General features: G+C 72.1%; 24 protein-coding genes and 1 rRNA gene. 19 read left to right on the top strand and 6 right to left on the bottom strand.

Annotated features, from left to right (window positions below):
- The 9 genes from rrf to ACZ3KJ_RS11780 form a co-directional block, all read left to right on the top strand.
- Nucleotides 1-69 (top strand): 5S ribosomal RNA (rrf, locus tag ACZ3KJ_RS11820); the annotation flags it as partial.
- 61 nt (nt 70-130) lie between these two features.
- Nucleotides 131-775: an HAD family hydrolase gene (locus ACZ3KJ_RS11815; RefSeq protein WP_467526341.1), complete on the top strand. Its 645-nt coding sequence runs from the start codon at nt 131-133 to the stop codon at nt 773-775.
- 97 nt (nt 776-872) lie between these two features.
- A complete protein-coding gene (locus ACZ3KJ_RS11810) occupies nt 873-2,201 on the top strand; it encodes an MFS transporter (protein WP_467526340.1) in 1,329 nt (442 codons plus the stop codon).
- Entirely contained in the window at nt 2,092-3,243 is a 1,152-nt protein-coding gene (locus tag ACZ3KJ_RS11805) for an acetoin utilization protein AcuC (RefSeq protein WP_467526371.1), read from the top strand. The genes ACZ3KJ_RS11810 and ACZ3KJ_RS11805 overlap by 110 nt, the downstream gene beginning before the upstream one ends.
- A 97-nt stretch (nt 3,244-3,340) precedes the next feature.
- Nucleotides 3,341-4,156: a phosphatase gene (locus ACZ3KJ_RS11800; protein WP_467526339.1), complete on the top strand. Its 816-nt coding sequence runs from the start codon at nt 3,341-3,343 to the stop codon at nt 4,154-4,156.
- Nucleotides 4,157-4,290: 134 nt separating this feature from the next.
- Entirely contained in the window at nt 4,291-4,500 is a 210-nt protein-coding gene (locus ACZ3KJ_RS11795) for a helix-turn-helix domain-containing protein (protein WP_162655568.1), read from the top strand.
- A 153-nt stretch (nt 4,501-4,653) separates the two neighbouring features.
- The gene (locus tag ACZ3KJ_RS11790; protein ID WP_003948845.1) at nt 4,654-4,752 is read left to right on the top strand and encodes a 30S ribosomal protein bS22; all 99 of its coding nucleotides are present in this window, start codon (nt 4,654-4,656) and stop codon (nt 4,750-4,752) included.
- Nucleotides 4,753-5,176: 424 nt separating this feature from the next.
- The gene (locus ACZ3KJ_RS11785; protein WP_467526338.1) at nt 5,177-6,238 is read left to right on the top strand and encodes an NAD-dependent epimerase/dehydratase family protein; all 1,062 of its coding nucleotides are present in this window, start codon (nt 5,177-5,179) and stop codon (nt 6,236-6,238) included.
- A gap of 14 nt (nt 6,239-6,252) precedes the next feature.
- Nucleotides 6,253-7,329: a lysophospholipid acyltransferase family protein gene (locus tag ACZ3KJ_RS11780; RefSeq protein WP_467526337.1), complete on the top strand. Its 1,077-nt coding sequence runs from the start codon at nt 6,253-6,255 to the stop codon at nt 7,327-7,329.
- A gap of 123 nt (nt 7,330-7,452) precedes the next feature.
- Here ACZ3KJ_RS11780 and ACZ3KJ_RS11775 read toward each other — a convergent pair whose 3' ends face one another.
- The 3 genes from ACZ3KJ_RS11775 to ACZ3KJ_RS11765 all read right to left on the bottom strand — a co-directional run bounded on the left by ACZ3KJ_RS11775 (nt 7,453) and on the right by ACZ3KJ_RS11765 (nt 11,171).
- Nucleotides 7,453-8,739 carry a DUF5667 domain-containing protein gene (locus tag ACZ3KJ_RS11775; protein ID WP_467526336.1) on the bottom strand — a complete coding sequence of 429 codons (1,287 nt, stop codon included), beginning with the start codon at nt 8,737-8,739 and terminating at the stop codon, nt 7,453-7,455.
- A gap of 234 nt (nt 8,740-8,973) precedes the next feature.
- A complete protein-coding gene (locus ACZ3KJ_RS11770) occupies nt 8,974-9,753 on the bottom strand; it encodes an ECF subfamily RNA polymerase sigma factor, BldN family (protein ID WP_467526335.1) in 780 nt (259 codons plus the stop codon).
- Nucleotides 9,754-10,268: 515 nt separating this feature from the next.
- Nucleotides 10,269-11,171 (bottom strand): HAD family hydrolase, encoded by a 903-nt coding sequence (locus tag ACZ3KJ_RS11765; protein WP_389512904.1) that lies wholly within the window; start codon nt 11,169-11,171, stop codon nt 10,269-10,271.
- A 280-nt stretch (nt 11,172-11,451) separates the two neighbouring features.
- Here ACZ3KJ_RS11765 and ACZ3KJ_RS11760 point away from each other — a divergent pair, with 280 nt between their 5' ends.
- The 5 genes from ACZ3KJ_RS11760 to ACZ3KJ_RS11740 all read left to right on the top strand — a co-directional run bounded on the left by ACZ3KJ_RS11760 (nt 11,452) and on the right by ACZ3KJ_RS11740 (nt 17,307).
- Nucleotides 11,452-11,739, top strand: a complete 288-nt coding sequence (locus ACZ3KJ_RS11760; RefSeq protein ID WP_467526334.1) for a glutaredoxin family protein — start codon at nt 11,452-11,454, stop codon at nt 11,737-11,739.
- Between the two features lie 351 nt (nt 11,740-12,090).
- Nucleotides 12,091-12,912 (top strand): redox-sensing transcriptional repressor Rex, encoded by an 822-nt coding sequence (locus ACZ3KJ_RS11755; protein ID WP_467526333.1) that lies wholly within the window; start codon nt 12,091-12,093, stop codon nt 12,910-12,912.
- Complete coding sequence (locus tag ACZ3KJ_RS11750; RefSeq protein ID WP_467526332.1) at nt 12,909-14,615, top strand: glutamyl-tRNA reductase; 1,707 nt, start codon at nt 12,909-12,911, stop codon at nt 14,613-14,615. Before ACZ3KJ_RS11755 ends, ACZ3KJ_RS11750 begins: the two co-directional genes overlap by 4 nt.
- Nucleotides 14,612-15,607: a hydroxymethylbilane synthase gene (gene hemC, locus ACZ3KJ_RS11745; protein WP_467526331.1), complete on the top strand. Its 996-nt coding sequence runs from the start codon at nt 14,612-14,614 to the stop codon at nt 15,605-15,607. Before ACZ3KJ_RS11750 ends, hemC begins: the two co-directional genes overlap by 4 nt.
- Nucleotides 15,604-17,307, top strand: coding sequence for a bifunctional uroporphyrinogen-III C-methyltransferase/uroporphyrinogen-III synthase (locus tag ACZ3KJ_RS11740; protein ID WP_467526330.1), 1,704 nt, complete (start codon nt 15,604-15,606; stop codon nt 17,305-17,307). Before hemC ends, ACZ3KJ_RS11740 begins: the two co-directional genes overlap by 4 nt.
- A gap of 60 nt (nt 17,308-17,367) precedes the next feature.
- Here ACZ3KJ_RS11740 and ACZ3KJ_RS11735 read toward each other — a convergent pair whose 3' ends face one another.
- Both ACZ3KJ_RS11735 and ACZ3KJ_RS11730 read right to left on the bottom strand, forming a co-directional pair.
- A complete protein-coding gene (locus ACZ3KJ_RS11735; protein ID WP_467526329.1) occupies nt 17,368-17,628 on the bottom strand; it encodes a DUF397 domain-containing protein in 261 nt (86 codons plus the stop codon).
- The gene (locus ACZ3KJ_RS11730) at nt 17,625-18,461 is read right to left on the bottom strand and encodes a helix-turn-helix domain-containing protein (RefSeq protein WP_467526328.1); all 837 of its coding nucleotides are present in this window, start codon (nt 18,459-18,461) and stop codon (nt 17,625-17,627) included. Before ACZ3KJ_RS11730 ends, ACZ3KJ_RS11735 begins: the two co-directional genes overlap by 4 nt.
- 160 nt (nt 18,462-18,621) lie before the next feature.
- On the opposite strand from ACZ3KJ_RS11730, the gene ACZ3KJ_RS11725 reads away from it, so the two are divergent.
- Both ACZ3KJ_RS11725 and ACZ3KJ_RS11720 read left to right on the top strand, forming a co-directional pair.
- A complete protein-coding gene (locus ACZ3KJ_RS11725; RefSeq protein WP_467526327.1) occupies nt 18,622-19,056 on the top strand; it encodes an ATP-binding protein in 435 nt (144 codons plus the stop codon).
- 293 nt (nt 19,057-19,349) lie between these two features.
- Nucleotides 19,350-20,390 (top strand): helix-turn-helix domain-containing protein, encoded by a 1,041-nt coding sequence (locus ACZ3KJ_RS11720; RefSeq protein ID WP_467526326.1) that lies wholly within the window; start codon nt 19,350-19,352, stop codon nt 20,388-20,390.
- Between the two features lie 31 nt (nt 20,391-20,421).
- Here ACZ3KJ_RS11720 and ACZ3KJ_RS11715 read toward each other — a convergent pair whose 3' ends face one another.
- On the bottom strand, nt 20,422-21,069 hold the full coding sequence (locus ACZ3KJ_RS11715; protein WP_467526325.1) for a DUF4232 domain-containing protein: 648 nt from the start codon (nt 21,067-21,069) through the stop codon (nt 20,422-20,424).
- 328 nt (nt 21,070-21,397) lie between these two features.
- Between ACZ3KJ_RS11715 and ACZ3KJ_RS11710 the strand changes: the two genes are divergently transcribed.
- From ACZ3KJ_RS11710 to hemB, 3 genes are all read left to right on the top strand, one after another.
- Nucleotides 21,398-21,874, top strand: coding sequence for a TetR/AcrR family transcriptional regulator (locus ACZ3KJ_RS11710; protein WP_467526324.1), 477 nt, complete (start codon nt 21,398-21,400; stop codon nt 21,872-21,874).
- Between the two features lie 18 nt (nt 21,875-21,892).
- Nucleotides 21,893-22,258 (top strand): hypothetical protein, encoded by a 366-nt coding sequence (locus ACZ3KJ_RS11705; protein ID WP_467526323.1) that lies wholly within the window; start codon nt 21,893-21,895, stop codon nt 22,256-22,258.
- A gap of 122 nt (nt 22,259-22,380) precedes the next feature.
- Complete coding sequence (gene hemB, locus ACZ3KJ_RS11700) at nt 22,381-23,373, top strand: porphobilinogen synthase (protein WP_467526322.1); 993 nt, start codon at nt 22,381-22,383, stop codon at nt 23,371-23,373.
- Nucleotides 23,374-23,436: the final 63 nt, after the last annotated feature.

Here is a 23,436-nt window from a genome sequence, read left to right as displayed (position 1 = left end):
GAAGCTAAGCCTTACAGCGCCGATGGTACTGCAGGGGGGACCCTGTGGGAGAGTAGGACGCCGCCGAACAATTTTTGAGAAATCCCCCGTGCCGGTCGGCACGGGGGATTTCTGCGTTTAGGGTCGAAACATGGACTACGACCTGGTCATCTTCGACAACGACGGTGTGCTCGTCGACAGCGAACCCATTTCCAACCGGCTGCTCGCCGCCCATCTGACCGAGCTGGGGCACCCCACGACGTACGAGGAATCGATCCGGGACTACATGGGGTCCGCGATGCACCGGATCCACGAGCTGGTCCTGGAGCGGACCGGGCAGCGGCTGCCGGCGGACTTCGACGACGTCTTCCACGCCCGGGTCTTCGCCGCGTTCGAGCAGGAACTGGTCGCCGTCGACGGGGCCGCCGCCGTGCTGGAGAAACTGGCCGCGAACGGGGTGCCGTACTGTGTGGCGTCCTCCGGCAGTCATGAACGTATCCGGGTGGGACACCGGACGACCGGGCTCGACCGGTGGTTCGACGAGGGACGGATCTTCAGCTCGCAGGACGTGGGACGGGGCAAGCCGGCCCCGGACCTGTTCCTGTACGCGGCCGAGCGGATGGGAGTCGCGCCGCGGCGCTGCGTCGTCGTGGAGGACTCACCACTCGGGGTGCAGGCGGCCGTCGCGGCCGGGATGGACGTGTACGGGTTCACCGCCATGACGCCGGCGGAGAAGCTGGCCGGAGCCGACCGCCTCTTCTCCGACATGGCCGAGCTGGCCGACCTGCTCGCCTGACCCCTGGCACCCGCCCACCCCGACCCCCTGAAGGTGAAGGAAATTCATCTTCGGCTGGATCTACCCACCAGTACGCCGGAGCCCTACGCTCGCCGCCATGACGGAAGTGCTGCGGCGCGGTAGGGCCTCGCTGGCGTTCGGCTTCTTCGCGCAGGGTGTCGCCTTCGCCCTGCTCGTGACCCGGATCCCGGCCATCCAGGACCGGTACGGGGTGTCGGACGCGCTGCTGCCGCTCTTCCTCGCCGCCGTGCCCGTCCTCGCCGGAGTCGGCAGCGTGGCCACCGAACAGCTGGTGAAGCGCATACCGGCGCGTTCGCTGCTGCGCTGGTCCCAGCCGGTCGTGCTCCTGGCGCTGCTCGGCGTCGGGGCGGGCGAGCGCATGGTCGCGCTCGGAACCGCGCTCGCGGTCTTCGGACTGGCGGTGGGGATGCTGGACGCCTCGATGAACATGCTCGGGGTGAGCATGCAGCGGGCGTACGGGCGGAGCATCATGCTCGGTTTCCACGCCGCGTACAGCCTGGGCGGAATCCTGGGCGCCTCGCTGGCATGGGCGGGGGCGCACTGGCACCTCGCGCTCTGGGTGTCGTATCTGCCGGTCGTGGCGGTGCTGTTGCCGGCCGTGCTGGTGGGGAGCCGGTGGTATGCCGACGGGGACGGCGGCACCCTCCGGGAGGAGGGACGGGCGGAGGACCGGGCCGGGAAGAGCGCCGGGCGGGGGGACGGTGACGGCGTCGTCTTCCGGGCGCTGCTGCCGCTGTGCCTGGTGATGACCTTCGCGTACATCGGGGACTCGACCGTCTCCAACTGGAGTGCCAAGTACCTCCAGGACGTGCTGGGCGGGTCCGAGCAGCTGGCGACCGTGCCGTACAACGTGTACATGGTGACGACGTTGCTCGGGCGGGCCGTCGGGGACTTCGGGGTGCGGCGGTTCGGGGCGGTGGGCGTCGTGCGGGCGGGGGCGCTGGTGGCCGCGGTGGGGTTCGCCGTGGTGGCGGTCGCCCCGGGGGCGTGGCTGGGGATCGGCGGGTTCACCCTGCTGGGAGTGGGGCTGTGTGTGCTGGTGCCGCAGACGTTCGCCGCGGCCGGGAGGATGTTCCCGGGGGCTTCGGACGCGGCGGTCGCCCGGCTCAACGTCTTCAACTACGTGGGTTTCCTGATCGGTTCGCCGTTGGTGGGGGCGTTGGGGGACGCGTGGAGCTACCGGGGGGCGATGGTGGTGCCGATGGCGTTGGTGCTGGTGACGTTGGTGTACGCCCGGTCGTTCGCCGCTCTGCCGGACCGATACGGTGGCGGGCATGAGCGGCCGCGCACAGCTGATGTGGGACGAGGCAGTAACGGGCTACGACTTCGGCCCGGACCATCCGATGGACCCGGTCCGGCTGGATCTGACCCGGAGGCTCGTCCACGCCCTGGGGCTCGACCGTGAGGTGACGGTCGCGTCCGCCCAACCGGCCGGCGAGTCGACGCTGCGGCTGGTGCACCGCGAGGACTACATCGCCGCGGTGAAGGCGGCCTCGCTGGACCCGGGCGCGGCGGACACCTCGTACGGGCTGGGGACGATGGACGATCCGGCCTTCGCCGGGATGCACGAGGTGTCCTCCCTCATCGCCGGGCTGTCCGTGGGCGCGGCGGAGGCCGTGTGGCGCGGGGACGCGCTGCACGCGGTGAACTTCGCGGGCGGCCTGCACCACGCGATGCCGGGCGGCGCGTCGGGGTTCTGCATCTACAACGACGCCTCGCTGGCCATCGCGCGGCTGCTGGAGCTGGGGGCGGAACGGGTCGCCTACGTGGACGTCGACGTGCACCACGGGGACGGGGTGCAGGCGGCGTTCTGGGAGGACCCGCGGGTCCTGACGATCTCGCTGCACGAGCATCCCCGGACGCTGTTCCCGCAGACCGGGTGGCCCCAGGAGACGGGGGCGGAGCGCGCCGAGGGGTCGGCGGTGAACGTCGCCCTGCCGGCGGGGACCGGGGACGCGGGATGGCTGCGGGCGTTCCACGCCGTCGTGCCGGAACTGATCGCCGACTTCCGGCCGGACGTCCTGGTCACCCAGCACGGGGCCGACACGCACTTCGAGGATCCGCTCGCCCATCTCGCGGTGTCGCTGGACGCCCAGCGGGCCGTGCAGACGGCCTGCCACGACCTGGCGCACGCGCACGCCGGGGGGAAGTGGATCGCGCTGGGCGGCGGCGGATACGCCGTGGTCGACGTGGTGCCGCGGTCGTGGGCGCATCTGGTGGGCGTGGCGGCGGGGGCGCCGGTGCCGCCGGAGACGGTGATCCCCGAGGGATGGCGGCAGGACGTCTTCGCCCGTACCAGGCAGCTGGCTCCCGGGCGGATGACCGACGGGCGGTGGCCCGTGGAGTGGGCGGACTGGGAGGCGGGGTACGACCCCGCGGACCGGCTGGACCAGGCGGTGCTGGCGACGCGGCGGGCCGCCTATCCGCTGCGGGGGCTGCTGCCGTAGCGCAGCGACGGGAGGGGAGACGGCGGGCTTACGCCGACCGTGCGCTTTCCGGCCGTTCCCGGGACGCCCCCCGTCCTCCTCGCGCACCATCACCCCCGTGTGGAGTACCGCGGCCCTCAGGGCCCATCTGCTCGCTGCCGGGCTGGCCGGGGTGGTGGCCACCTCCCGGGAGGAGAGCCTTCGCCGTTACCGGCTCTTCGCCGCCCGCGATCCCCGGGTGCTGATCGGTATCGATCCCGAGAGGACCTGGGAGGTGCGGGATCTGGTCGGGTTGATGGCGGCCAAGTGCGGGGTTTCGGCCGATCCGGCGGACGTTTCGGGGCATGATGTGATCGACCCCGATCGGACCCTGGCGGCCCTCGACGCCTTCGCGGAGCGGCTGACCGAGGTCGCCCGGCGTGCCGCGCCCGTGCTTCTGGGCACCGGGCACCCGCATCGGCTGCTCGGTTTCTACGGCGGGATCGCGGACGCTTTGTCGGCGGCGGGATGTGAGGTTCTCACCCCCGCGCAGGGTCGCTGTGTCGACATAACGACCCGGTTCGGACTACGCACGTACAACCTGGACTACGTACGGGGTGTCGCGCTGGTGCGGGGTCCGGAGGGGCGGCGCCCCGGTGGTGTGACCGGCGCGCACACCCACTCGCCCCTCCCGGTTCGACTGGCGCTGGCGGCGGCCGCGGAGGCCGGCGGGCCGCTGCCGGAGCTGGTCATCGGGGATCACGGGTGGCTCTGCGGGGCAGGTCAGCTGGGGTTCGAGGCGATGGGACCGGCGGACACCGACGACCCGGCGCCGTTCGTGGGGGAGGCCGAGGGGTCGGTGTCCGTCGTCGTTCCACTTGATGACGGCGTGCGGTCCGCTTACTACCTCCCGCTGACCCGCTACGTACTCAATCGGGCGTGTCTGTCACAGTAGGCCGCCGATGGGTGCACCTCTTCCCCACTCGCATCACCCGCCCCTACATTGGGGAGTGAGCACGCAGCGACGAAGAGTCACCGGAAGGGGAAGCCGGTGGCCGTCGAGTCGAGTGCGGAAGGTTCAGGTGTGTCATGGCTGCTGACCAGAGGCCTCTGAGCGAGGTTCAGTTCCTTACCGTGGCGGAAGTCGCCTCGGTGATGCGAGTGTCCAAGATGACCGTGTACCGGCTGGTGCACAGCGGTCATCTGCCCGCGATCCGGGTGGGACGGTCCTTCCGTGTCCCGGAGAACGCGGTTCACGAGTACCTCCGCGAGAGCTACGTGGGGGTGGAAACCGCCTGACGGCTGGGTCCGGGGGGATCCGTCACCGGCACGTCAGGGTCCCTCCGCCCCTCGATTACGACCTCAGCGCTCGGGCGGGTAGGCTAGCCCCTCGTAGGTCGTATGGGCCCATGGCGCCCAGCACCGAGTGATGAGAAGTGAGCGAGGGTAGTCGTGGGCTCTGTTATCAAGAAGCGGCGCAAGCGGATGGCCAAGAAGAAGCACCGCAAGCTGCTCAAGCGCACGCGCGTTCAGCGTCGCAACAAGAAGTAAGCGCAGTTCGTTCGCGCGGCATCGGCCGCGAGAGCGTGGTGTGGCCCCCCACCGTCACGGTGGGGGGCCACACGCGTCTCCGGAGCGCCGTGCGGAGGGGCGAACGCCGTGCACAGGGCCGGACGGGCGCCCAATCGGTTCGGTCGTACGAAGGGGCCGGACGGGCGCCCGGCGGTCCCGGTCGTACGGAGGGGCCGACGGCATCCGGCCGGTCCGGTCGTACGGAGGGGCCGACGGCATCCGGCCGGTCCGGTCGTACGGGCGGGCGCCTTGCGTCGGACGGTGGCCTTGCGGGACGTGGCGCGTCGGGCGGTCATACCGGCGCAACACCGACCGGCTAAGTTGGCCCGCGGACGGGGAACGCGGCAGGGTAGCGAGCAGTGCGGCGGCCGGGCGGTACCAGTGCGGAAGGAAGGCGCTGATCTTGGGCAAGGTTGTGCTCGTCACCGGAGTGGCCCGTCAGCTCGGGGGCCGGTTCGTACGGCGGATCCAGCGTGACCCGGAGGTCGACCGGGTGATCGCCGTGGACGCCGTGCGGCCGGAGCACCATCTCGGCGGGGCCGAGTTCATCCAGGCCGACATCCGGCAGCCCACCATCGCGCGGGTGCTCGCCGAGACCGGTGCCGACACCGTCGTGCACCTGGACGTGACGGCCACCGCGCTGGGCAGCGGCAGCCGGACGTCGGTCAAGGAGACCAACGTCATCGGGACCATGCAGCTCCTCGGCGCCTGTCAGAAGTCGCCGAGCGTGCGACGGCTGGTGGTCAAGTCCAGTACGAACGTGTACGGGTCCGCGCCCCGCGACCCCGCCGTCTTCACCGAGACGACCTCGGCGAAGTCGCTGCCCAGCGGCGGTTTCGCCAAGGACATCTGCGAGGTCGAGGGGTATGTGCGCGGGTTCGCCCGGCGGCGGCCGGACGTCGCGGTCTGCGTGCTGCGGTTCGCCAACATCCTCGGACCGACCGCCGAGACCCCGCTCGCCTCGTACTTCTCGCTGCCGGTGCTGCCGACGGTCCTCGGCTACGACCCGCGGCTCCAGTTCGTGCACGAGGACGACGTGATCGAGGTGCTGCGGATCGGCTCCCACGAGCCGGCGCGGGGCACCCTCAACAGCGGGACGTTCAACATCGCCGGCGACGGCGTCCTGCTGCTGTCGCAGTGCTCGCGGCGGCTCGGGCGGCCCACCGTGCCGCTGCTGCTGCCCGCGGTGACCTGGGCGGGCTCCCTGGTCCGTACGCTGGGCGTGACGGACTTCTCGCCGGAGCAGATCCGGCTGCTCACCCACGGCCGGGTCGTGGCGACGGACCAGATGCGCGAGACGCTGGGCTTCACGCCGAGGTACACCACCGCGGAGACGTTCGCGGACTTCGCCCGCGGTCAGGGTCCGGGGCTGCTGCCCCCCGAGGTGCTCGCGGGAGCCGTCGACCGGATCGCCGCGCTGCCCCTCGCGGGCGGCGGCCACCCCCCGACCCAGAGCGCCAACTGAGGAGCGCATCAACGATGGCGGACGCCAAGGTCATTCCGTTCGACGACGACCGGTCCCGTGGGAGCGCCGTGCAGCGGCCGTCGCGGCGCCGGAGCGGGGGCGGCCGGCGCACGAGCGGCGAGTCGGCGCCGGTCCGTGGGATCGGTGACGCCGGTGAGGGCCGGCCCCTGCCCGCCAGGGCGGTCGCGGCGGATGATGACCCCGTGACCGGTACCGGGGAGGAGCGGCCGCGGCCGCCGCGGGAGGACGCCGGCGGAATCGAGCGGCGCATCGCGGGCGGCCTGGCGTTCCTGCGCCGCCGGCTGACGGGTGATTACGACGTCGACGACTTCGGCTACGACGAGGAGCTCACCGACCAGGTCCTGATGTCGCTGCTGCGGCCGGTGTACGAGAAGTACTTCCGGGTCGAGGTGAAGGGCCTGGAGAACATTCCGGCCGAGGGCGGCGCGCTGATCGTCGCCAACCACTCCGGGACGCTGCCGCTGGACGGGTTGATGTTGCAGGTCGCCGTCCACGACCACCATCCGGCGGGCCGCCATCTGCGGCTGCTGGCCGCCGATCTCGTCTTCGTCCTGCCCGTCGTCAACGAGCTGGCCCGCAAGCTCGGCCACACCCTCGCCTGCGCGGAGGACGCCGAACGGCTGCTGGCGGCGGGCGAACTGGTCGGAGTGATGCCGGAGGGCTTCAAGGGCATCGGGAAGCCGTTCAGCGAGCGCTACAAGCTCCAGCGGTTCGGCCGGGGCGGTTTCGTCTCGACGGCCCTGCGGCAGGGTGCTCCGATCGTCCCCTGCTCGATCGTCGGGGCGGAGGAGATCTACCCGATGATCGGCAACGCCAAGACGCTCGCCCGGCTGCTCGGCTTCCCGTACTTCCCGCTGACGCCGACGTTCCCGTGGCTGGGGCCGTTGGGCGCGGTGCCGTTGCCGACGAAGTGGACGATCCAGTTCGGTGAGCCGATCCGGACGGACGGGCACCCGCCGGAGGCGGCGGAGGATCCGATGCTGATGTTCAACCTGACGGACCAGGTGCGGGAGCAGATCCAGCACACGCTGTACAAGCTGCTGGTGCAGCGGCGGTCGGTGTTCTTCTGAGGCCGCTGCCGGGTTGCCGGGCTTTCAGTCTCAGCGCTGCCGGTCTCCGGCCGGTACGGCGGTGAGGGGTGCCCTTCCCGGAGAAGGTTCCGGAAGGGCACCCCTCACCGCCGTACGGGGCCGCTAGTCCGCGTCCTCGCTGTCGATGCCCAGGCCGGGCAGGAGGCCGGGGAGGAGGGGCGGGAGGGTGACGTCCGGGGCGGTGGTGGCGGGGGCGCTGGTGGACGGGGAGGCGCTGTCGGCGTCCTGGGGCGGGTCGAGCAGGCCGCCGGTGTCGCCGCCGAGCAGCCCGTCGTCGTCGGTGCCGGTGGAGGACGACCTGCTCGGGCTGCTGGTGTCGCCGCCGGTGCCGTCGGAGCCGGCGGGTCCGTCGCCGGTGCTGGGGGCGGTGGAGCGGCCGGTGTGGGTGGTGCCGGGGGACACCGGGTCGGTGCTCCGTCCGCTGCCGCCGCTTCCCTTCCGGGCCGGGGGCTCCGGGAGGAGGGACCGCAGCGGGGCCACCTCTTCGTCTATGGCGTCGAAGACCGACGAGACCTCTCGACTGACGTCGCCGAGCTGGACGGGGAGCCTGTCCCGCAGGGCGCCCCAGGCCTCGCGGTGCGAGCGGGAGAACGCGGACAGGGCCTGGATGGGGCCCAGGGAGTCCGGGTCCCGCTCGTACGCCTCGTGCAGCAGCCGGTGGCCTTCGGAGGCGTCGTGGCGCATGCCGGACAGGGCGCGGCGGATCTCGCCGAGGGACTCGTGGTCGAGGTGGGCGCCGCCGCGGCCGCGCTCCATGAGCCTGCGGGCCTCGCCGAGCCGTGTGGAGGCCTGGTCGAGGTAGGCCTCGCCGCGTTCGCTGTCGCCTTCGGCGAGGTAGTTGAGCTTGAAGTCCTCGATGCCGCGTTTGAGCCCGTAGAGCGAGTCGCCGGGCAGCGCGTCGGAGCTCGCGGCGGCGACGCCGCCGAAGGCGCCCGCGGCCATGCCGACGCTCAGGCCGCCCGCGGTGAGGCCCTTGGCGAGCCGTGTGCGGGGTCGGAACTTTCCCAGGGGGCTCGCCCGGTGGGTGCCCCGCGAGCGCTCGCCCGCCTCCTGCCGGCGCCCTTCGGCGGCGGGAGCGGTGCTCCCTCGCTGTCCGGGCACCGCGAAGTCCGGCGCCTCGCCCGCGGTGCCCGCCTGAAGCATGGCCTCCATCGCGGCGACCAACTGGGCGCGCTGGACGACCTTGACCTCGGGGTCGAGTTCCGGTTTGGGCAGCTCGGCGAGACTCGTCGCGAGGGCCAGGAGGCGGCCCCGCTCGGTCTGGTCCGCAGCGGCCGGGGCCGGTGCCGATCCTTCGGACTGCTCGGCCGCCGTGCCCTGGTCGGACTGCTCCTCCAGGGCCTGGGCGAAGGCGTGCGCCCGCCGGTGCGCCGATACGTTCGCGATCACTGGCGGCACCTCCTCTCGTCATGACGGTCGACTCCCCGGTGGGTCTCGGGGGTGCACGCCCTCGATCCTTTCCACCCGATCGAGTGAGCGGAGGTGGCGAGGACGTGTCCACAGGGAGCCTGTATCCCGCACAACGACTGGCGCGGCACTTGGGTTACGCACTGCCGGTGACCGGATGCGAAAGTCAACCCACTTTCACGGAACGTGAGTTGAGGTGGCCGACGGTGAGCGGGGTCAGCGCGCGTCGTCCGGGAGGAGACGGGCGAGGGTGCGGACGGCCCGGTACTGGAGGGTTTTGATGGCGCCTTCGTTCTTGCCCATCACACGGGCGGTCTCGGCGACGGAGAGGCCCTGGAGGAAGCGGAGGGTGACGCACTCCTGCTGCTGCGGGTTGAGCCGTCGTACGGCGTCCAGCAGGGCGGCGTTGGAGAGGGACTCGAGGACGGAGTCCTCCGGGGAGCGCTCGACCTCGTTGGCGTCGAGCATCTCGCCGGTGGTGACCTCCAGGCGGAAGCGGCTGGACTTGAAGTGGTCCGCCACCAGGTTGCGGGCGATGGTGACGAGCCAGGCGCCGAAGTCGCGGCCCTGCCAGGTGAAGGTGCCGATGCGGCGCAGGGCGCGCAGGAACGTCTCGCTGGTGAGGTCCTCGGCGGTCGCCTTGCCGCCGACGCGGTAGTAGATGTAGCGGTAGACCGTGTCGCTGTACTGGTCGTACAGCCGCCCGAAAGCGTCGGCCTCGCCGGCCTGCGCCCGCTCGACGAGGTCCATCATCCGGGCGCTGTCGCTGTCGGCGGCCGGCCGGCGGGCGGTGGCCGCGCCGGCCCCGCGTCCTCGTCTGCCCACCGCGGCGCTGCCGTCGGCCAGTGCGTAGCACGGGCCCGCCGGAGCGGCGGCGGCGAAGGCGGGGACGGCGTACGCGGTGGGGACGAAGTCGCGCAACAGGTCCTGGACCGTAGCGACCGTTGCGCGCAGCGTAGCCAGGCCCGAGGCGTCAACCCCGACGTGTGGGTACACGGGACTCCCAGAGGCAGAGCTTCCATCACGTGCAGTGCGGGACCATTCACCCGTCGTAGCGACGGAGGGGTACCGGATTGCGTCTGAGGAGAATAACGCTTCGTACAGGCGCTGCTACACCGAGTTGCTCAAATCGACGATTACGTCGCTTCTCTAGCCGTTTGACGCTCGATCAGGTTGCTGAGAGTGAGCGATTGTTGATCGAAACGGTCCGAGTTTCCGGTCGGTCCGGGGCGTGTTGTGGCGGTGCGCGGACAAGGCGGACGAGAGGGGTGGGGGCCTGTCGCGGGAGTACGACGGTGGACCGGGGCGCGCGTGGGGAGCGCGCCCACGTCGGAAGGTGGGACGCCGCGTGGGCCGGCGTGCGCGTCAACCGCACGGGTCACCGCGTGCGTCAACCGCGCGGGTCACCTACGAGGAGCGGGGGCGCTCCCGGGTCCCGGCGGCGGAGGGGGGCAGAGGCGGCGGGGGAGGGTCCGCGGCGGTGGCCGAGGAGTGGTTGCGGCTGCCGAGGGTCAGCGGCGGCGGCGGTGGAGGGCGATCGCCGCCGCCGTGCCGCCGGCCACCGCGCCCACGCCGGCCGCCGCCGGGATGCCGACCTTGGCGGCCTTGCGGCCCGTGCGGTAGTCGCGGAGCCGCCAGTCCAGCTCGCGGGCGTGCTTGCGGAGCTTGGCGTCGGGGTTGATGGCGTAGGGGTGGCCGACGAGCGAGAGCATCGGGATGTCGTTGTGGGAGTCGCTGTAGGCGGCGCAGCGGGAGAGGTCCAGGCCCTCCGCCGCGGCCAGCGCCCGGACCGCCTCCGCCTTGGCCGGGCCGTGCAGCGGCTCGCCGACCAGCCTGCCGGTGTAGACCCCGTCGACCGACTCGGCGACCGTGCCCAGCGCCCCGGTCAGGCCGAGCCGGCGGGCGATGACCTGGGCGATCTCCACCGGCGCAGCGGTGACGAGCCACACCTTCTGGCCGGCCTCCAGGTGGGCCTCGGCCAGGGCGCGGGTGCCGGGCCAGATCCGCTCGGCCATGTACTCGTCGTAGATCTCCTCGCCGATCGACCGGAGCTCGGAGACGCGGTGGCCCTTGACGATCGACAGGGCGGAGTCGCGGGCCTCCTGCATGTGCTCCGGGTCCTCGACGCCGGCCAGCCGGAACCACGTCTGCTGCCAGGCGAACTTGACGAGGTCGCGGGTCTCGAAGAACTTCCGCTTGTACAGGCCGCGGCCGAAGTGGAAGAGGGCGGCGCCCTGCATCACGGTGTTGTCGAGGTCGAAGAAGGCGGCGGCGCGGTCGTCGCCGTGCACGGGGAACGGCGGTTCCTGCGCGGAGACGTCCTTGCGGGCGGCCTCCGCCGACGCTTCGCCTGCCAACACGCTCCGCGCCGTGGCGGAGCGCCTACGGGGAGTGAGCCATCCGAGAGCGGCCATGGCGTGAGCATAGCCAGTCTGTTCGGTGGTTCCGGTTTCACGAGGTCGGGACGCTGTGAACTCTCCGCGACCGTGTCGTTAAACGCCCGGCGAAAGGCGTCGCGAAAGCCGCCCGGAAGCCGCCCGGAAGCCGCCCGGAAGCCGCGCGGCAGACGCCCCGGAAGGTGTCGCGGACGGCGTCGCGGAAGGCGTCGCGCGGAGGGCGGTGCGGGCGGTCCGTCGCCGGGTTGTGTCACGGTCGCGCGCACGGCCGCTGCCCGATGCGCGAGGGCGCGCGAGAATGGCCGGCATGAGTCCCCTGTTTCGCCGGAAGGGCCCCGCCCCGCAGGACCGGCTGGTGACGTTGATCGGCAAGCCCGGCTGCCATCTGTGCGACGACGCGCAGGAGGTGGTCGAGAAGGTGTGCGGCGATCTCGGGGTCCCGTGGGAGCGGCGGGACATCACCGAGGACCCCGCTCTCCACGACCAGTACTGGGAGCAGATCCCGGTGGTGCTCGTGGACGGGAAGCAGCACACGTTCTGGCGCGTTGACGAGGAGCGGCTGCGCAGGGAGCTCTCGGGGAACTGAGGGGGCCCCGCGGGAGCCCCTCGGGGAGCCGAAGAGCCGCTCGGGCGGCTGACAGGAAACTGACCGGCCAGTCCAAGAGTTCCGAAAAGTCGCTTAAAATCGACGGCGACCAGGTCTCGGGGGCGGGATTCGTGAGGAGAGTGTGCGACTTTGCCCCCAATACGGAAGGAACGTGGGCGCGTGTGCGCCGGTTCCCCACGAACGCGCCGGGGGCGCGTGAGCCCGGTCACGTTGGCCGGGCAAATCGGACACCATCTTTGTGCACGCGTTCACAAAGACATAGCCTGCTGTCGACGGGGCGGTCTGGGGACGTATGACCGCCTGCAGCCCCGCTCTACCCGCAGGAGCACCGTGGCAACTGGCCGAACTCACCGACCGGCGACCCGCAGCCGAGGCATTCCCGAGGCCACCGTCGCCCGTCTTCCGCTGTACCTCCGCGCCCTGACCGCGCTCTCCGAGCGTTCGGTCCCCACGGTCTCCTCCGAGGAGCTCGCGGCCGCGGCGGGGGTCAACTCCGCGAAGCTGCGCAAGGACTTCTCGTACCTGGGCTCCTACGGGACGCGAGGGGTGGGGTACGACGTCGAGTATCTCGTCTACCAGATCTCCCGCGAGCTGGGCCTGACCCAGGACTGGCCGGTCGTGATCGTCGGTATCGGTAACCTCGGCGCGGCGCTGGCCAACTACGGCGGGTTCGCCTCCCGTGGCTTCCGGGTCGCGGCCCTCATCGACGCCGACCCCGCGATGGCCGGGAAGCCCGTCGCCGGGATCCCCGTCCAGCACACCGACGACCTGGAGAGGATCATCCAGGACAACGGTGTGTCGATCGGTGTCATCGCGACGCCCGCCGGTGCCGCCCAGCAGGTCTGCGACCGGCTCGTGGCCGCCGGCGTCACCTCCATCCTGAACTTCGCGCCGACCGTGCTGTCCGTCCCGGACGGCGTCGACGTGCGCAAGGTCGACCTCTCCATCGAGCTTCAGATCCTCGCCTTCCACGAGCAGCGCAAGGCCGGCGAGGAGGCCGCGCTCGACGCCGCGCCCGCCCCGGCCGCCGCGCCCGCCAAGGCCGCGACGGCTGCCCAGGCCGCGACGGCCGTCCCGGCCACCGCCGCGCCCCGCGGGAAGAGCACCGACCAGGGACCCGACGGGGACGTCCCCGCCGTGATGCCGGCATGAGTCTCCTCGTCGTCGGGCTGAGCCACCGCAGCGCCCCGGTCAGCGTCCTGGAGCGGGCCTCGCTCTCCCCGGACGCCCGGCTCAAGCTGCTCCAGGACACGGTCGCCGCCGAACCGGCCACCGAGGCCGCGGTGCTCGCCACCTGCAACCGCATCGAGCTGTACGCCGACGTCGACAAGTTCCACGCCGGTGTCGCCGAGCTGTCCACCCTGCTCGCCCAGCACAGCGGGGTGGGGCTGGAGGAGCTCACCCCCTACCTCTACGTGCACTACGAGGACCGCGCCGTCCACCACCTGTTCTCGGTGGCCTGCGGCCTGGACTCGATGGTCGTCGGCGAGGGCCAGATCCTCGGCCAGATCAAGGACTCCCTGGCCCGCGCCCAGGAGCTGCACACCGCCGGACGGCTGCTGAACGACCTGTTCCAGCAGGCCCTGCGGGTCGGCAAGCGCGCCCACTCCGAGACCGGCATCGACCGCGCCGGCCAGTCCCTGGTCACCTTCGGCCTGGAGCAGCTGGCGGCGGGCGGGGACGTGGCCGGGTGGGCGCGGGGCAAGCGCGCCCTGGTCATCGGCGCCGGCTCGATGTCGTCGCTGGCCGCGGCGACCCTCGCGCGCGTGGGCGTGGCCGAGGTCGTCGTCGCCAACCGCACCTTCGACCGCGCCGAGCGCCTGGCCCGGATCCTCACCGACGCCGAGGACACGGACGTCGTGGCCCGCGCGGTGCCGATGGAGTCGGTGGCCGAGGAGCTGACACGTGCCGACGTCGCCGTCTCCTGTACCGGGGCGACGGGACTCGTCCTGACGGCGGAAGCGGTCGCGACGGCGGTCGAGGGCCGCACCGGAACGCCCGTCGCCCCCACCGAAGGCACCGTGGGTGCCGGGTCGGCGCCGGCGGACGTACGGCCGCTGCCGCCCACCTCCGTGGGTACCGACGACGGCTGCCCGCTGGACCTGTCGGCCGTGCAGCAGTCCGGGTTCTCCGTGATGGGCGAGGCCGCCGTGGCCGGCATGGACGCGGCGACGCTGGAGCAGCACGCCGCGTGGGCGGCCGGCACCGCCGTCGACCGCCGCGAGGCCGCCCGCCGGCCCGACACCGACCCCGGGCTGATCACCGCGCTGGCCGCGACCGCCGCGACCGTCGGCCGCATCCCCGAGCTGCGCAGGCCTGAGCCGGTCGCCGTGCCCGTACGGCCCGAGCCGGTGCTGTTCCTGCTGGACCTGGCGATGCCGCGGGACGTCGACGCGGCCGCGCACCGGCTGGCCGGGGTGCGCCTGGTCGACATCGAGTCGCTCGCCGAGGCCTCCGCGGACGCGCCGATGGCGTCGGACGTGGACCACGTGCGGCGGATCGTGGCCGACGAGGTCGCCGCGTTCGGCGCCGCGCAGCGGGCCGCGCACATCACGCCGACCGTCGTCGCGCTGCGCGCGATGGCCGCCGACGTCGTGGCGAGCGAGATCGCCCGGCTGGACGGCCGGCTGCCCGGCCTGGACGACAAGCACCGCGCGGAGATCACGCAGACCGTACGGCGCGTCGTGGACAAGCTGCTGCACGCGCCGACCGTCCGGGTCAAGCAGCTCGCGGCCGAGCCCGGCGGCGCCGGGTACGCGGACGCGCTGCGCACCCTGTTCGACCTCGACCAGGAGACGGTGGCCTCCGTCTCGCGCGCCGAGGACAGCACCGAGAAGAACCGAGGGCCACGATGACCAAGAAGGCACTGAGACTGGGCACGAGGCGGAGCAAACTCGCCATGGCCCAGTCCGGGCAGGTGGCGGAAGCCGTGAGCCAGGTGACCGGACGGCCCGTCGAACTCGTCGAGATCACCACCTACGGTGACGTCTCCCGCGAGCACCTCGCGCAGATCGGCGGCACGGGCGTGTTCGTCACCGCGCTGCGGGACGCGCTGCTGCGGGGCGAGGTCGACTTCGCGGTTCACTCGCTGAAGGACCTGCCGACGACGCAGCCCGAGGACCTGGTCCTGGCCGCGATACCGGAGCGCGAGGACCCGCGGGACGTGATCGTCGCCCGGGACGCGCTGAAGTTCACCGACCTGCCCCGCGGGGCGCGCATCGGCACCGGTTCGCCGCGCCGGATGGCGCAGCTGAACGCGTACGCGCGCAGCCACGGGCTGGACATCGAGACGGTGCCGATCCGCGGCAACGTCGACACCCGGATCGGGTTCGTCCGCAGCGGCGAGCTGGACGCGGTGGTGCTGGCCGCGGCCGGGCTGAACCGCATCGGCCGCAGTGAGGAAGTGACCGACTTCCTGTCGGTCGACACGGTTCTGCCCGCTCCCGGCCAGGGGGCGCTGGCGATCGAGTGTGCCGCGCGCGACGCGGAACTCGTCGCGGCACTCGGCGAGCTCGACGACCCGTTCACGCGGGTCGCCGTGACCGCCGAACGGTCACTGCTCGCCGCCCTGGAGGCCGGTTGCAGCGCTCCCGTGGGTGCGCTGGCCGACCTTCCCCCACTCTCGGCTCCGCTCGAGCGGGGGGACCCCCAGGCCGACAGGCAGATTGTCAACGAAATGCGCCTGCGCGGCGTCGTCGGCACCACCGACGGCACGCGCATGGTGCAGCTGTCCACCACCGGTCCCGTGCCCGAGACGCACGACCGGGCAATGGCGCTCGGTCGCGAACTCGCGGCCGAGATGCTCGCCCAGGGCGCGGCCGGTCTGATGGGGGAGCGAGCACAGTGAGCCCCACCACCCTTCCCACCGGCCTCGAACACGGGCACGTCACCTTCCTGGGTGCCGGACCCGGGGATCCGGGGCTGCTGACTCTGCGCGCCGTGGAGGCGCTGGCCAACGCGGACGTCCTCGTCGCCGAGCACGAGGTGCTCGACGTCGTGCGGACGCACGCCAGGCCGGGCGTCGCCGTCGTGAACGCGGAACCGGATCCCTCGTCGGATCCGCTCCCGGGCACGGGCACGCCTCACCCCAAGCTTGTTGACGCTACGTCAACAAGCGCTGCGGTACCCGCTGTGCGGGATGCGGCACATCTTGTCATGGAGGCCGCGCGGGGCGGCAGGCGGGTCGTCCGTGCGGTGACCGGGGACCCGGGACTCGATACGTACGCGGCGAAGGAAATGCTCGCCTGCGCGGCGGCCGGTGTGCCGTTCGAGGTCGTCCCCGGCGTCGCGGCGGCGGTCGGCGTGCCCGCGTACGCCGGTGTGCCGCTGCGGGACGCGCACGGCGCGGACGTCCGGTTCGTGGACGCGCGCACGGCGTCCGACCGGTGCTGGACCGAGGTCGGGGCCTCCGACGGGACCGTCGTCGTGTCGACCACGCTGGACGCGGTGGCGGTCGCGGCGGGCGAGCTGGTCTCGGCCGGGCGCAAGCCCGACACCCCGCTCACGGTGACGGTCGCCGGTACGACGACCCGGCAGCGGACGTGGAGCGCCACGCTCGGCACGATCGCGCAGACGCTGAAGCAGGCGAAGGTGCTGCCCTCCCCCGAGGGCGGCCGGCCGGTGATAGCCGTGGTCGGTGAGCGTTCCGCCCCCGCCCAGCGCGACCAGCTCGCGTGGTTCGAGTCCAAGCCGCTGTTCGGCTGGAAGGTGCTCGTGCCGCGGACCAAGGAGCAGGCGGCGTCGCTCTCCGACCAGCTGCGGTCCTACGGTGCCGTGCCGCACGAGGTGCCGACGATCGCCGTCGAGCCGCCGCGCACGCCCCAGCAGATGGAGCGCGCGGTCAAGGGCCTGGTCACCGGCCGCTACGAGTGGATCGCCTTCACCTCGGTGAACGCCGTCAAGGCGGTCCGCGAGAAGTTCGAGGAGTACGGGCTCGACGCCCGCGCCTTCGCCGGGATCAAGGTCGCCGCGGTGGGCGAGCAGACCGCCAAGGCGCTGATCGCCTTCGGCGTGAAGCCGGACCTGGTGCCGAGCGGCGAGCAGTCGGCCGCCGGGCTGCTGGAGGACTGGCCGCCCTACGACCCGGTCTTCGACCCGATCGACCGCGTCTTCCTGCCCCGCGCCGACATCGCCACGGAGACCCTGGTCGCCGGGCTCATCGAGCTCGGGTGGGAGGTCGACGACGTCACCGCCTACCGGACCGTGCGCGCCTCGCCGCCGCCCGCGGAGACGCGGGAGGCGATCAAGGGCGGCGGCTTCGACGCCGTTCTCTTCACGTCGTCGTCGACCGTGCGGAACCTGGTCGGTATCGCGGGCAAGCCGCACAACGTGACCGTGATCGCCTGTATCGGCCCGGCGACGGCCAAGACCGCCGAGGAGCACGGGCTCCGCGTCGACGTCATGGCTCCCGAGCCGTCCGTGCACAAGCTGGCGGAGGCCCTGGCCGACTTCGGCCTGCGGCGCCGGGCCGCCGCACTGGACGCCGGGGACCCGGTGACCCGGCCCAGCGAGCGGCGTCCGGGGTCGCGCCGGCGCCGGGCGACCTGAGGCACCCGAGCGGCCCCGCATCCGAGCAGTCGGATGCGGGGCCGTTTCGTTTGCCCCCGCTCAGGCCTCGGAGGCGTACGGGAGGAAGGCCGCCCAGGTGGTGGGGGTGAGGGTGAGGCGGGGGCCGACGGGGTTCTTGGAGTCGCGGACGAGGATGTGGTCCGGGGCTGCGGCCACTTCGACGCAGTCGGGGCCCTCGTCCGTGCTGTAGCTGCTCTTCCTCCAAGCCACTTCGACGCAGTCGGGGCCGTCCGGCGTGCTGTGGCTGCTCTTTATCCACTCCAGCGCCGGTCCGTCTTCCCTTGCAGGCGTGCGGATCATGTCTCTCCCAGCACTTTCTCGATGAGGGCTGTCGACTCTCTCGGGTCGAGAGCTTGTGCCCGGATGGTCCCATAACGCATGTCGAGCAGCTGAACCTCTTTCGGATCGGAGATCACCCGGCTGATGTGCTGCACTTCGACATGCCCGACGGTGCTGCCGTCCTTGAGCCTGAGCAGTCTGAAGGAACCGGCCAGGCCGGAGTTCATCTCGCGGCTCAGTGGGAGCACCTGGAGATCGACATTTCGGAACTCGGCGATCTCCAGCAGCCGTTCGAGCTGGCGCCGAAGGACCATCTTGCCTCCGATCGGTCGCCGGAGAGTCGACTCGCACTGGACGAAACTGAAGAACGGCCGGGCCGTCATGTCGTCGACGATCTTCTGGCGTGACACGCGGCCCGCCAACCGCTGCTCCAACTCGTCCGCGCTGAAGGGCGGTCGGCGCGCGCTGAAGACCGAAGTCGCGTACTCCACGGTCTGCAACAACCCGTGCACCACGGAGTTGTTGTAGGCGCACAGCTCGACCGCCTCTGCCTCCAGCTTCTTCAGGTCCCGTACCTTCTTCGGGTACCGGACCTCCGCCACGTCCTCCTTCAACGCGGCGATCCTGCCGCCCGCGTTCAGGGCCTCGTCGGCGCGGTCCAGGTACTCGGGGCGGGGGATGCGCCGCCCCCGTTCCACGGAGGAGACCAGTTCCTCGCCGTACCCGATGGCCGCCCCGAACTCGGCCTGGGTGAGGCCGGCCGACTCCCGCCACAGCTTCAGCTGCCGCTGGACGGCCCTCATCACGGCCCCGGCCTCCTCGTCGTCCGCCGCTCCCGCGTCCCACTCGTTCACGTCCGTAGCCCTCCCGCCGTGCCCTTCCCGGTCCAACCCCGGCGCCCGCTGCCCGTCACCCCGTACGGTCCGGACGGAAACCGGACGCCGCACGGACGGACACCGTCCGCACGGGCCGCCCGTCTTCACAGAGTACGCACGCGTAAACACGCTGAGTGATGTGAATCAGCAAACCGCGCCCGCCGCGCCCGCTCCTGTCCACCTGTTCTCGGTGCCGCTCTCCGCCACCCGGCGCGGTGCCCGTCTCGCCCGCCTGCTCGCGGCGGAGCGGCTGAACGACTGGGGACTGCCGTGCGATCCGGCCCGGCTCGTCATCGCCGAACTGGCGGCGAACGCCGCGCTGCACGGTCGCGTTCCCGGCCAGAGTTTCCGGCTCACCCTCTCCGTCGCCGCGTCCGGGGTGCTGCGCATCGAGGTCAGTGACAACCGGGGCGACCTTGATCCCTCCCGGGGGCGATCGGCGGCCGAAGTGCCCGCGGAGTCCGGGTACGGCCTGTTGCTCGTGGAGGAGTTGGCGGACCGGTGGGGTGTACGGCCGGGGCCGGTGCCGGGCAAGACGGTGTGGGCGGAAATCGATCTGGCGCCCCATCAGTGAACGCCTGTCCGCGCGTCCCGTGCCGGAGCCCGGAAGTGGGTCGTCCGGTGGGGCGCGGGCCGGGGCGGCGGGCGGTAAAAGACCAAAAAACCCAGGGAAAAAACCAACCAACCAACCAAACCTCGTGTACGTCACTCGGGCGGGTGAAACCGGTCGATCTGAGTGGCGGACGGAGGGCGCGAGCGTGCAGTCTCGGCGCAGACAACTCCACTGCCCCGCACATGCATCGGCCCCCGCCGGGACTGCAATCCCAGGGCGAGGGCCTGACCAACAAGGAAGAGAAGAGCTTCCCTATGGCTGAGAAGAAGCCTAATGCCGTTGCCCGCCCGAGTCAGGGTGTTGAGCAGACAACCACCCCCTCCGGTGTCACTCACGTACGGGCGTTCCAGTCGGGCCAGTACACGGTCGTCGGCAACCACCTCGCCCAGCACCGCGAGCTGTCGCTGACCGCGATCGGACTGGCCGCGCACATCCTGTCGCTGCCGGAGGGTGCCCCCGTCGACATCCGCAGCCTCGCCGACCGCTTCCCCGAGGGGCGGGACCGGATCGCCTTCGCCCTGCGGGAGTTGGAGGCGCACGGGTACCTGGAGCGGGTGCGGGAGCGTACGGAGGCGGGGCGGCTGTTCACGCGTACGTACGCCCATCACACCCCCGGTGCCACCGCCGCGCAGTCGGCCCCCGCGCGTGTCCCCGCGGCCCGCCCGCGTGGCCGCAGCGCGCCGGTCCGCCTGTCGGGGGACGACCGGCAGGCACCCCAGGAGGACGACCGAGGCGCGGACCGTCTGCCGTCCCGCGACGCGCACACCGCTCCCGTGGCCGCTCGACCGCCTGACACTCCCGAGCGATCAGCCGCAGCCCCCGAGCGGCGGGCCGTACCGCAGAGCCCGCCCGAGGAGGATGCCGATGCCCCTCGCGACGCACGCCACGAGCGGGCCGTCGCCCTCCTCGCGGGCCTGCGCCGCACCGACAGCCGCCTCACCCTCTCCGTGCGGGACGTGCGCACGCTCGCGCCCGCCGTCACCGCCTGGTTCGACCGCGGCACCCCGGCCTCCGTGGTCCACCGTGCCCTGACCGCCGGGCTCCCCGACGACATGCGCCACCCAGCCGCCGTCCTCGGCTACCGCCTCCGCGAGCTGCTGCCCGCTCCCCTTCCGGCGATCCCAACGCCACCGCCCGTACCGGCAGACGCCCAGGCGGCGGGGCACCGCCCCCACCCCTTCCAGACCTGCGACGGTTGCGAACGCGCCTTCCGTGCCCCACATCCCGGCCGCTGCCGCGACTGCCGGTCGCGATCCGAGCCGTCGACGACGGTCAGCCCGCTCTGCGCCGCGTGAGGCGGCCGAGGCAGAAACCCGGATCCACGGGTCAGCTCGCCCCGCCCTGGCCCGCGCTGCCCATCGGGCCGACCGTGAGGGAGGAACCGGTGCCGTCGGTGACGGGCAGGGTGGCGGCGCCCGGCCAGGCCAGGGTGACCGACTTCGTCTCGTTCGGCGGGGTCACCACCAGGCCGGTGATGCTGACGCCGGAGCCGCCCGAGTCGTTGAGCGGGTAGACGATGCCGAAGGACACCGACTCACCGTCCTTGAGAGTCACGGGGTCGGACGCCTGGCCACTGCGCTCGGCGGACAGATCCCCCGCGCTGGTCTTCAGGTCGACGCCCGCGTACCCGGACAGGGTGCAGTCGTGGCCACCGCCGTTCTTGAACGTGACCGCGACCGAGCCTTCGGCGTCACCGGTGATGGTGGTGTCCGTCGCGGTGACCTCCAGTTCGTCGGTCCGGCACGTGCCGGTCTCGGCGTCCGTGGCGGAGCCGCTCCCGGCGGACTCCGTCTCCCCTGCCTGCTCCGAGCCCCCCTGCTCCGAACCGGTGGAAGCCGAGGTGCTGTTCGAGGTGGATGCGGAAGACGCGGACGCCCCGTCGCTCTGCGCCGCGAGGTCGTCGCCGTTGCAGGCCGTGAGCGACAGACCCGCGGCGACGGCCAGGGCGGCGAAGGTGAGCTTACGAACGCGCATCGTTACTTCCTCAGTCTCGGTGGATCCTGTCGGCCGCTCGGTCCGCGTCGGTACGAGCGAGCTTTTCTGATCACCAAGACATGTCCGCGCCACGACCCGTTCCGTTCAACCACCGCCCCAGACACTGTCGTTACACGCCCATCGGTACCCCTCGGGCCGACAGCGGGGGCAGGCCCAGGTTCTGGCCCCGGTCGGCACCTTCCGCGATCACCACCGGCTGGGACAGATCCGTGACCCGGCGGACACCCTCTTCGGAAGACCCGCGGCTCAACCGATTAAGAACGATCGTTCTTGACTGGTCGTTCTCAAATGGCGTACGGTCAAGGACATGGGACGACCACGCGCTTTCGACGCCGATCGGGCCGTCGGTGACGCGGCGGCGCTCTTCGCCGTCCGCGGGTACGAGGGGACCTCGGTGGACGACCTGGTCGCGGCGACCGGGATTCATCGGGGGAGCCTCTACAAGGCCTTCGGTTCCAAGCGGGGGCTCCATCTGACCGCTCTCCGCAGCCATCTCGACCACGAGATCCACCCGACCACCGCCGCCATCGGCACGCTCACCGACCCCACGCAGGCCTTGGCGGCGGCCGTCGCCTCGTTCGACGCCGGGCCGGCCGCCGGGCTCCTCCTGCTCGCCGCCGCCGAACGCGCCCCGCACGACCCGGAGGTCGCCGCGATGGTCGCGGAAGGCGTCGCCGCGCTGGAGGACGCGCTGCGTCCCTCCCACGGTGACGCCGCTCCCCGGACCGCCTCCACCGTCCTCGGTACCCGCCTGCGCCTGCGCGCCCAGCCGACCGCCCCTTAGGGCCCTAGGAGAACCGACATGGCACTGATTTCCGTCGACCGTGAACGCGGCCTGCTGATCGCCGAGTTCCAGGGGCTCGACAAGCTCTGGGCGCTCAAGAGCCGCCTGGAGATACCGCTCGCCCACGTGCGGGGCGCCACCCACGACCCCGGCATCGCCCGCGAACCGAAGGGCATCCGCACCGGGGGCACCTACCTCCCCGGTGTGATCGCCGCGGGCCGCTTCCGCCGTGACGGCGAGCGCCTCTTCTGGGACGTGAAGAACCCGGACAAGGCCGTCGTCATCGAACTCGCCGACGCCGAGGACTACGACCGCCTCGTCCTCGAGGTCGACGATCCCCGCGCCGCCGTGGCCCTCGTCGAGGGGGCCGTCGCCCGCGGCTGAGGGCGGGACGAAGGCCGGCCGCCCAGGAGGCCCGCCGGCCGTTCCGGACGCCCACCGGACCGGGGCGGGGCACCGACGGTGCGTCGGCAAAGGCGGGGGTGGGGCGGGCGTAGCGTAGGCGTATGACGAAGTACGGATCCTTTCCCGGTACGCGTCCCCGGCGGCTGCGCACCACCCCCGTGATGCGGCGCATGGTCGCCGAGACCCGGCTGCACCCGGCCGACTTCATCCTGCCCGCGTTCGTGCGGGAGGGCGTGAGCGAGCCGGTGCCGATCGAGGCGATGCCCGGGGTCGTGCAGCACAGCCGGGACAGTCTGAAGAAGGCCGCCGCGGAGGCGGTGGAGGCCGGGATCTCCGGGATCATGCTCTTCGGCGTTCCGGAGGAGGCGAAGAAGGACGGCCTCGGCACCGCCGGGACCGATCCGGACGGCATCCTCCAGGTCGCGCTGCGGGACGTGCGGGCCGAGGTCGGGGACGACCTGCTGGTCATGTCCGACCTGTGCCTGGACGAGTTCACCGACCACGGCCACTGCGGTGTGCTCGACGCCGAGGGGCGCGTCGACAACGACGCCACCCTGGAGCGGTACGCCGAGATGGCGCAGGTGCAGGCCGACGCGGGCGCCCACGTGGTCGGCCCGAGCGGGATGATGGACGGTCAGATCGGCGTCGTCCGCGACGCCTTGGACCAGATCGGGCGCGAGGACGTGTCCATCCTGGCCTACACCGCCAAGTACTCCTCCGCCTTCTACGGGCCCTTCCGGGAGGCCGTCGGGTCCTCGCTGAAGGGGGACCGCAAGACGTACCAGCAGGACCCCGCCAATCTGCGGGAGTCGCTGCGCGAGCTCGCCCTCGACCTGGAGGAGGGGGCCGACATGGTGATGGTCAAGCCGGCCGGACCCTACCTCGACATCCTGGCGCGGGTCGCCGACGCCGTGGACGTACCGGTCGCCGCCTACCAGATCTCCGGCGAGTACGCGATGATCGAGGCCGCCGCCGAGAAGGGCTGGATCGAGCGGGACCGGGCGATCGTCGAGACGCTGACCGGCATCAAGCGGGCCGGGGCGCGGACCATCCTCACCTACTGGGCCACCGAGGTCGCCCGGAAGATCCGGTAGGCGCTCCGTACTCCGCACTCCGCATGCCGCAGGGGCGCAGGGGCGCAGGCGTCCGCCGCCGTT

Source organism: Streptomyces sp. NPDC003248, assembly GCF_055563235.1.
The sequence above is the reverse complement of the archived record's forward strand: the minus strand, read 5'-3'. Positions and strand labels throughout refer to the sequence as shown.

Bases quoted from the DNA above. Each gene is read 5' to 3' on its own strand.
- ACZ3KJ_RS11815 (WP_467526341.1), top strand. From the start codon at position 131: ATGGACTACGACCTGGTCATCTTCGACAACGACGGTGTGCTCGTCGAC.
- ACZ3KJ_RS11810 (WP_467526340.1), top strand. From the start codon at position 873: ATGACGGAAGTGCTGCGGCGCGGTAGGGCCTCGCTGGCGTTCGGCTTC.
- ACZ3KJ_RS11805 (WP_467526371.1), top strand. From the start codon at position 2,092: ATGTGGGACGAGGCAGTAACGGGCTACGACTTCGGCCCGGACCATCCG.
- ACZ3KJ_RS11795 (WP_162655568.1), top strand. From the start codon at position 4,291: ATGGCTGCTGACCAGAGGCCTCTGAGCGAGGTTCAGTTCCTTACCGTG.
- ACZ3KJ_RS11780 (WP_467526337.1), top strand. From the start codon at position 6,253: ATGGCGGACGCCAAGGTCATTCCGTTCGACGACGACCGGTCCCGTGGG.
- ACZ3KJ_RS11765 (WP_389512904.1), bottom strand. From the start codon at position 11,171: ATGGCCGCTCTCGGATGGCTCACTCCCCGTAGGCGCTCCGCCACGGCG.
- ACZ3KJ_RS11760 (WP_467526334.1), top strand. From the start codon at position 11,452: ATGGCCGGCATGAGTCCCCTGTTTCGCCGGAAGGGCCCCGCCCCGCAG.
- ACZ3KJ_RS11750 (WP_467526332.1), top strand. From the start codon at position 12,909: ATGAGTCTCCTCGTCGTCGGGCTGAGCCACCGCAGCGCCCCGGTCAGC.
- hemC (WP_467526331.1), top strand. From the start codon at position 14,612: ATGACCAAGAAGGCACTGAGACTGGGCACGAGGCGGAGCAAACTCGCC.
- ACZ3KJ_RS11735 (WP_467526329.1), bottom strand. From the start codon at position 17,628: ATGATCCGCACGCCTGCAAGGGAAGACGGACCGGCGCTGGAGTGGATA.
- ACZ3KJ_RS11720 (WP_467526326.1), top strand. From the start codon at position 19,350: ATGGCTGAGAAGAAGCCTAATGCCGTTGCCCGCCCGAGTCAGGGTGTT.
- ACZ3KJ_RS11715 (WP_467526325.1), bottom strand. From the start codon at position 21,069: ATGCGCGTTCGTAAGCTCACCTTCGCCGCCCTGGCCGTCGCCGCGGGT.
- ACZ3KJ_RS11710 (WP_467526324.1), top strand. From the start codon at position 21,398: ATGGGACGACCACGCGCTTTCGACGCCGATCGGGCCGTCGGTGACGCG.
- ACZ3KJ_RS11705 (WP_467526323.1), top strand. From the start codon at position 21,893: ATGGCACTGATTTCCGTCGACCGTGAACGCGGCCTGCTGATCGCCGAG.
- hemB (WP_467526322.1), top strand. From the start codon at position 22,381: ATGACGAAGTACGGATCCTTTCCCGGTACGCGTCCCCGGCGGCTGCGC.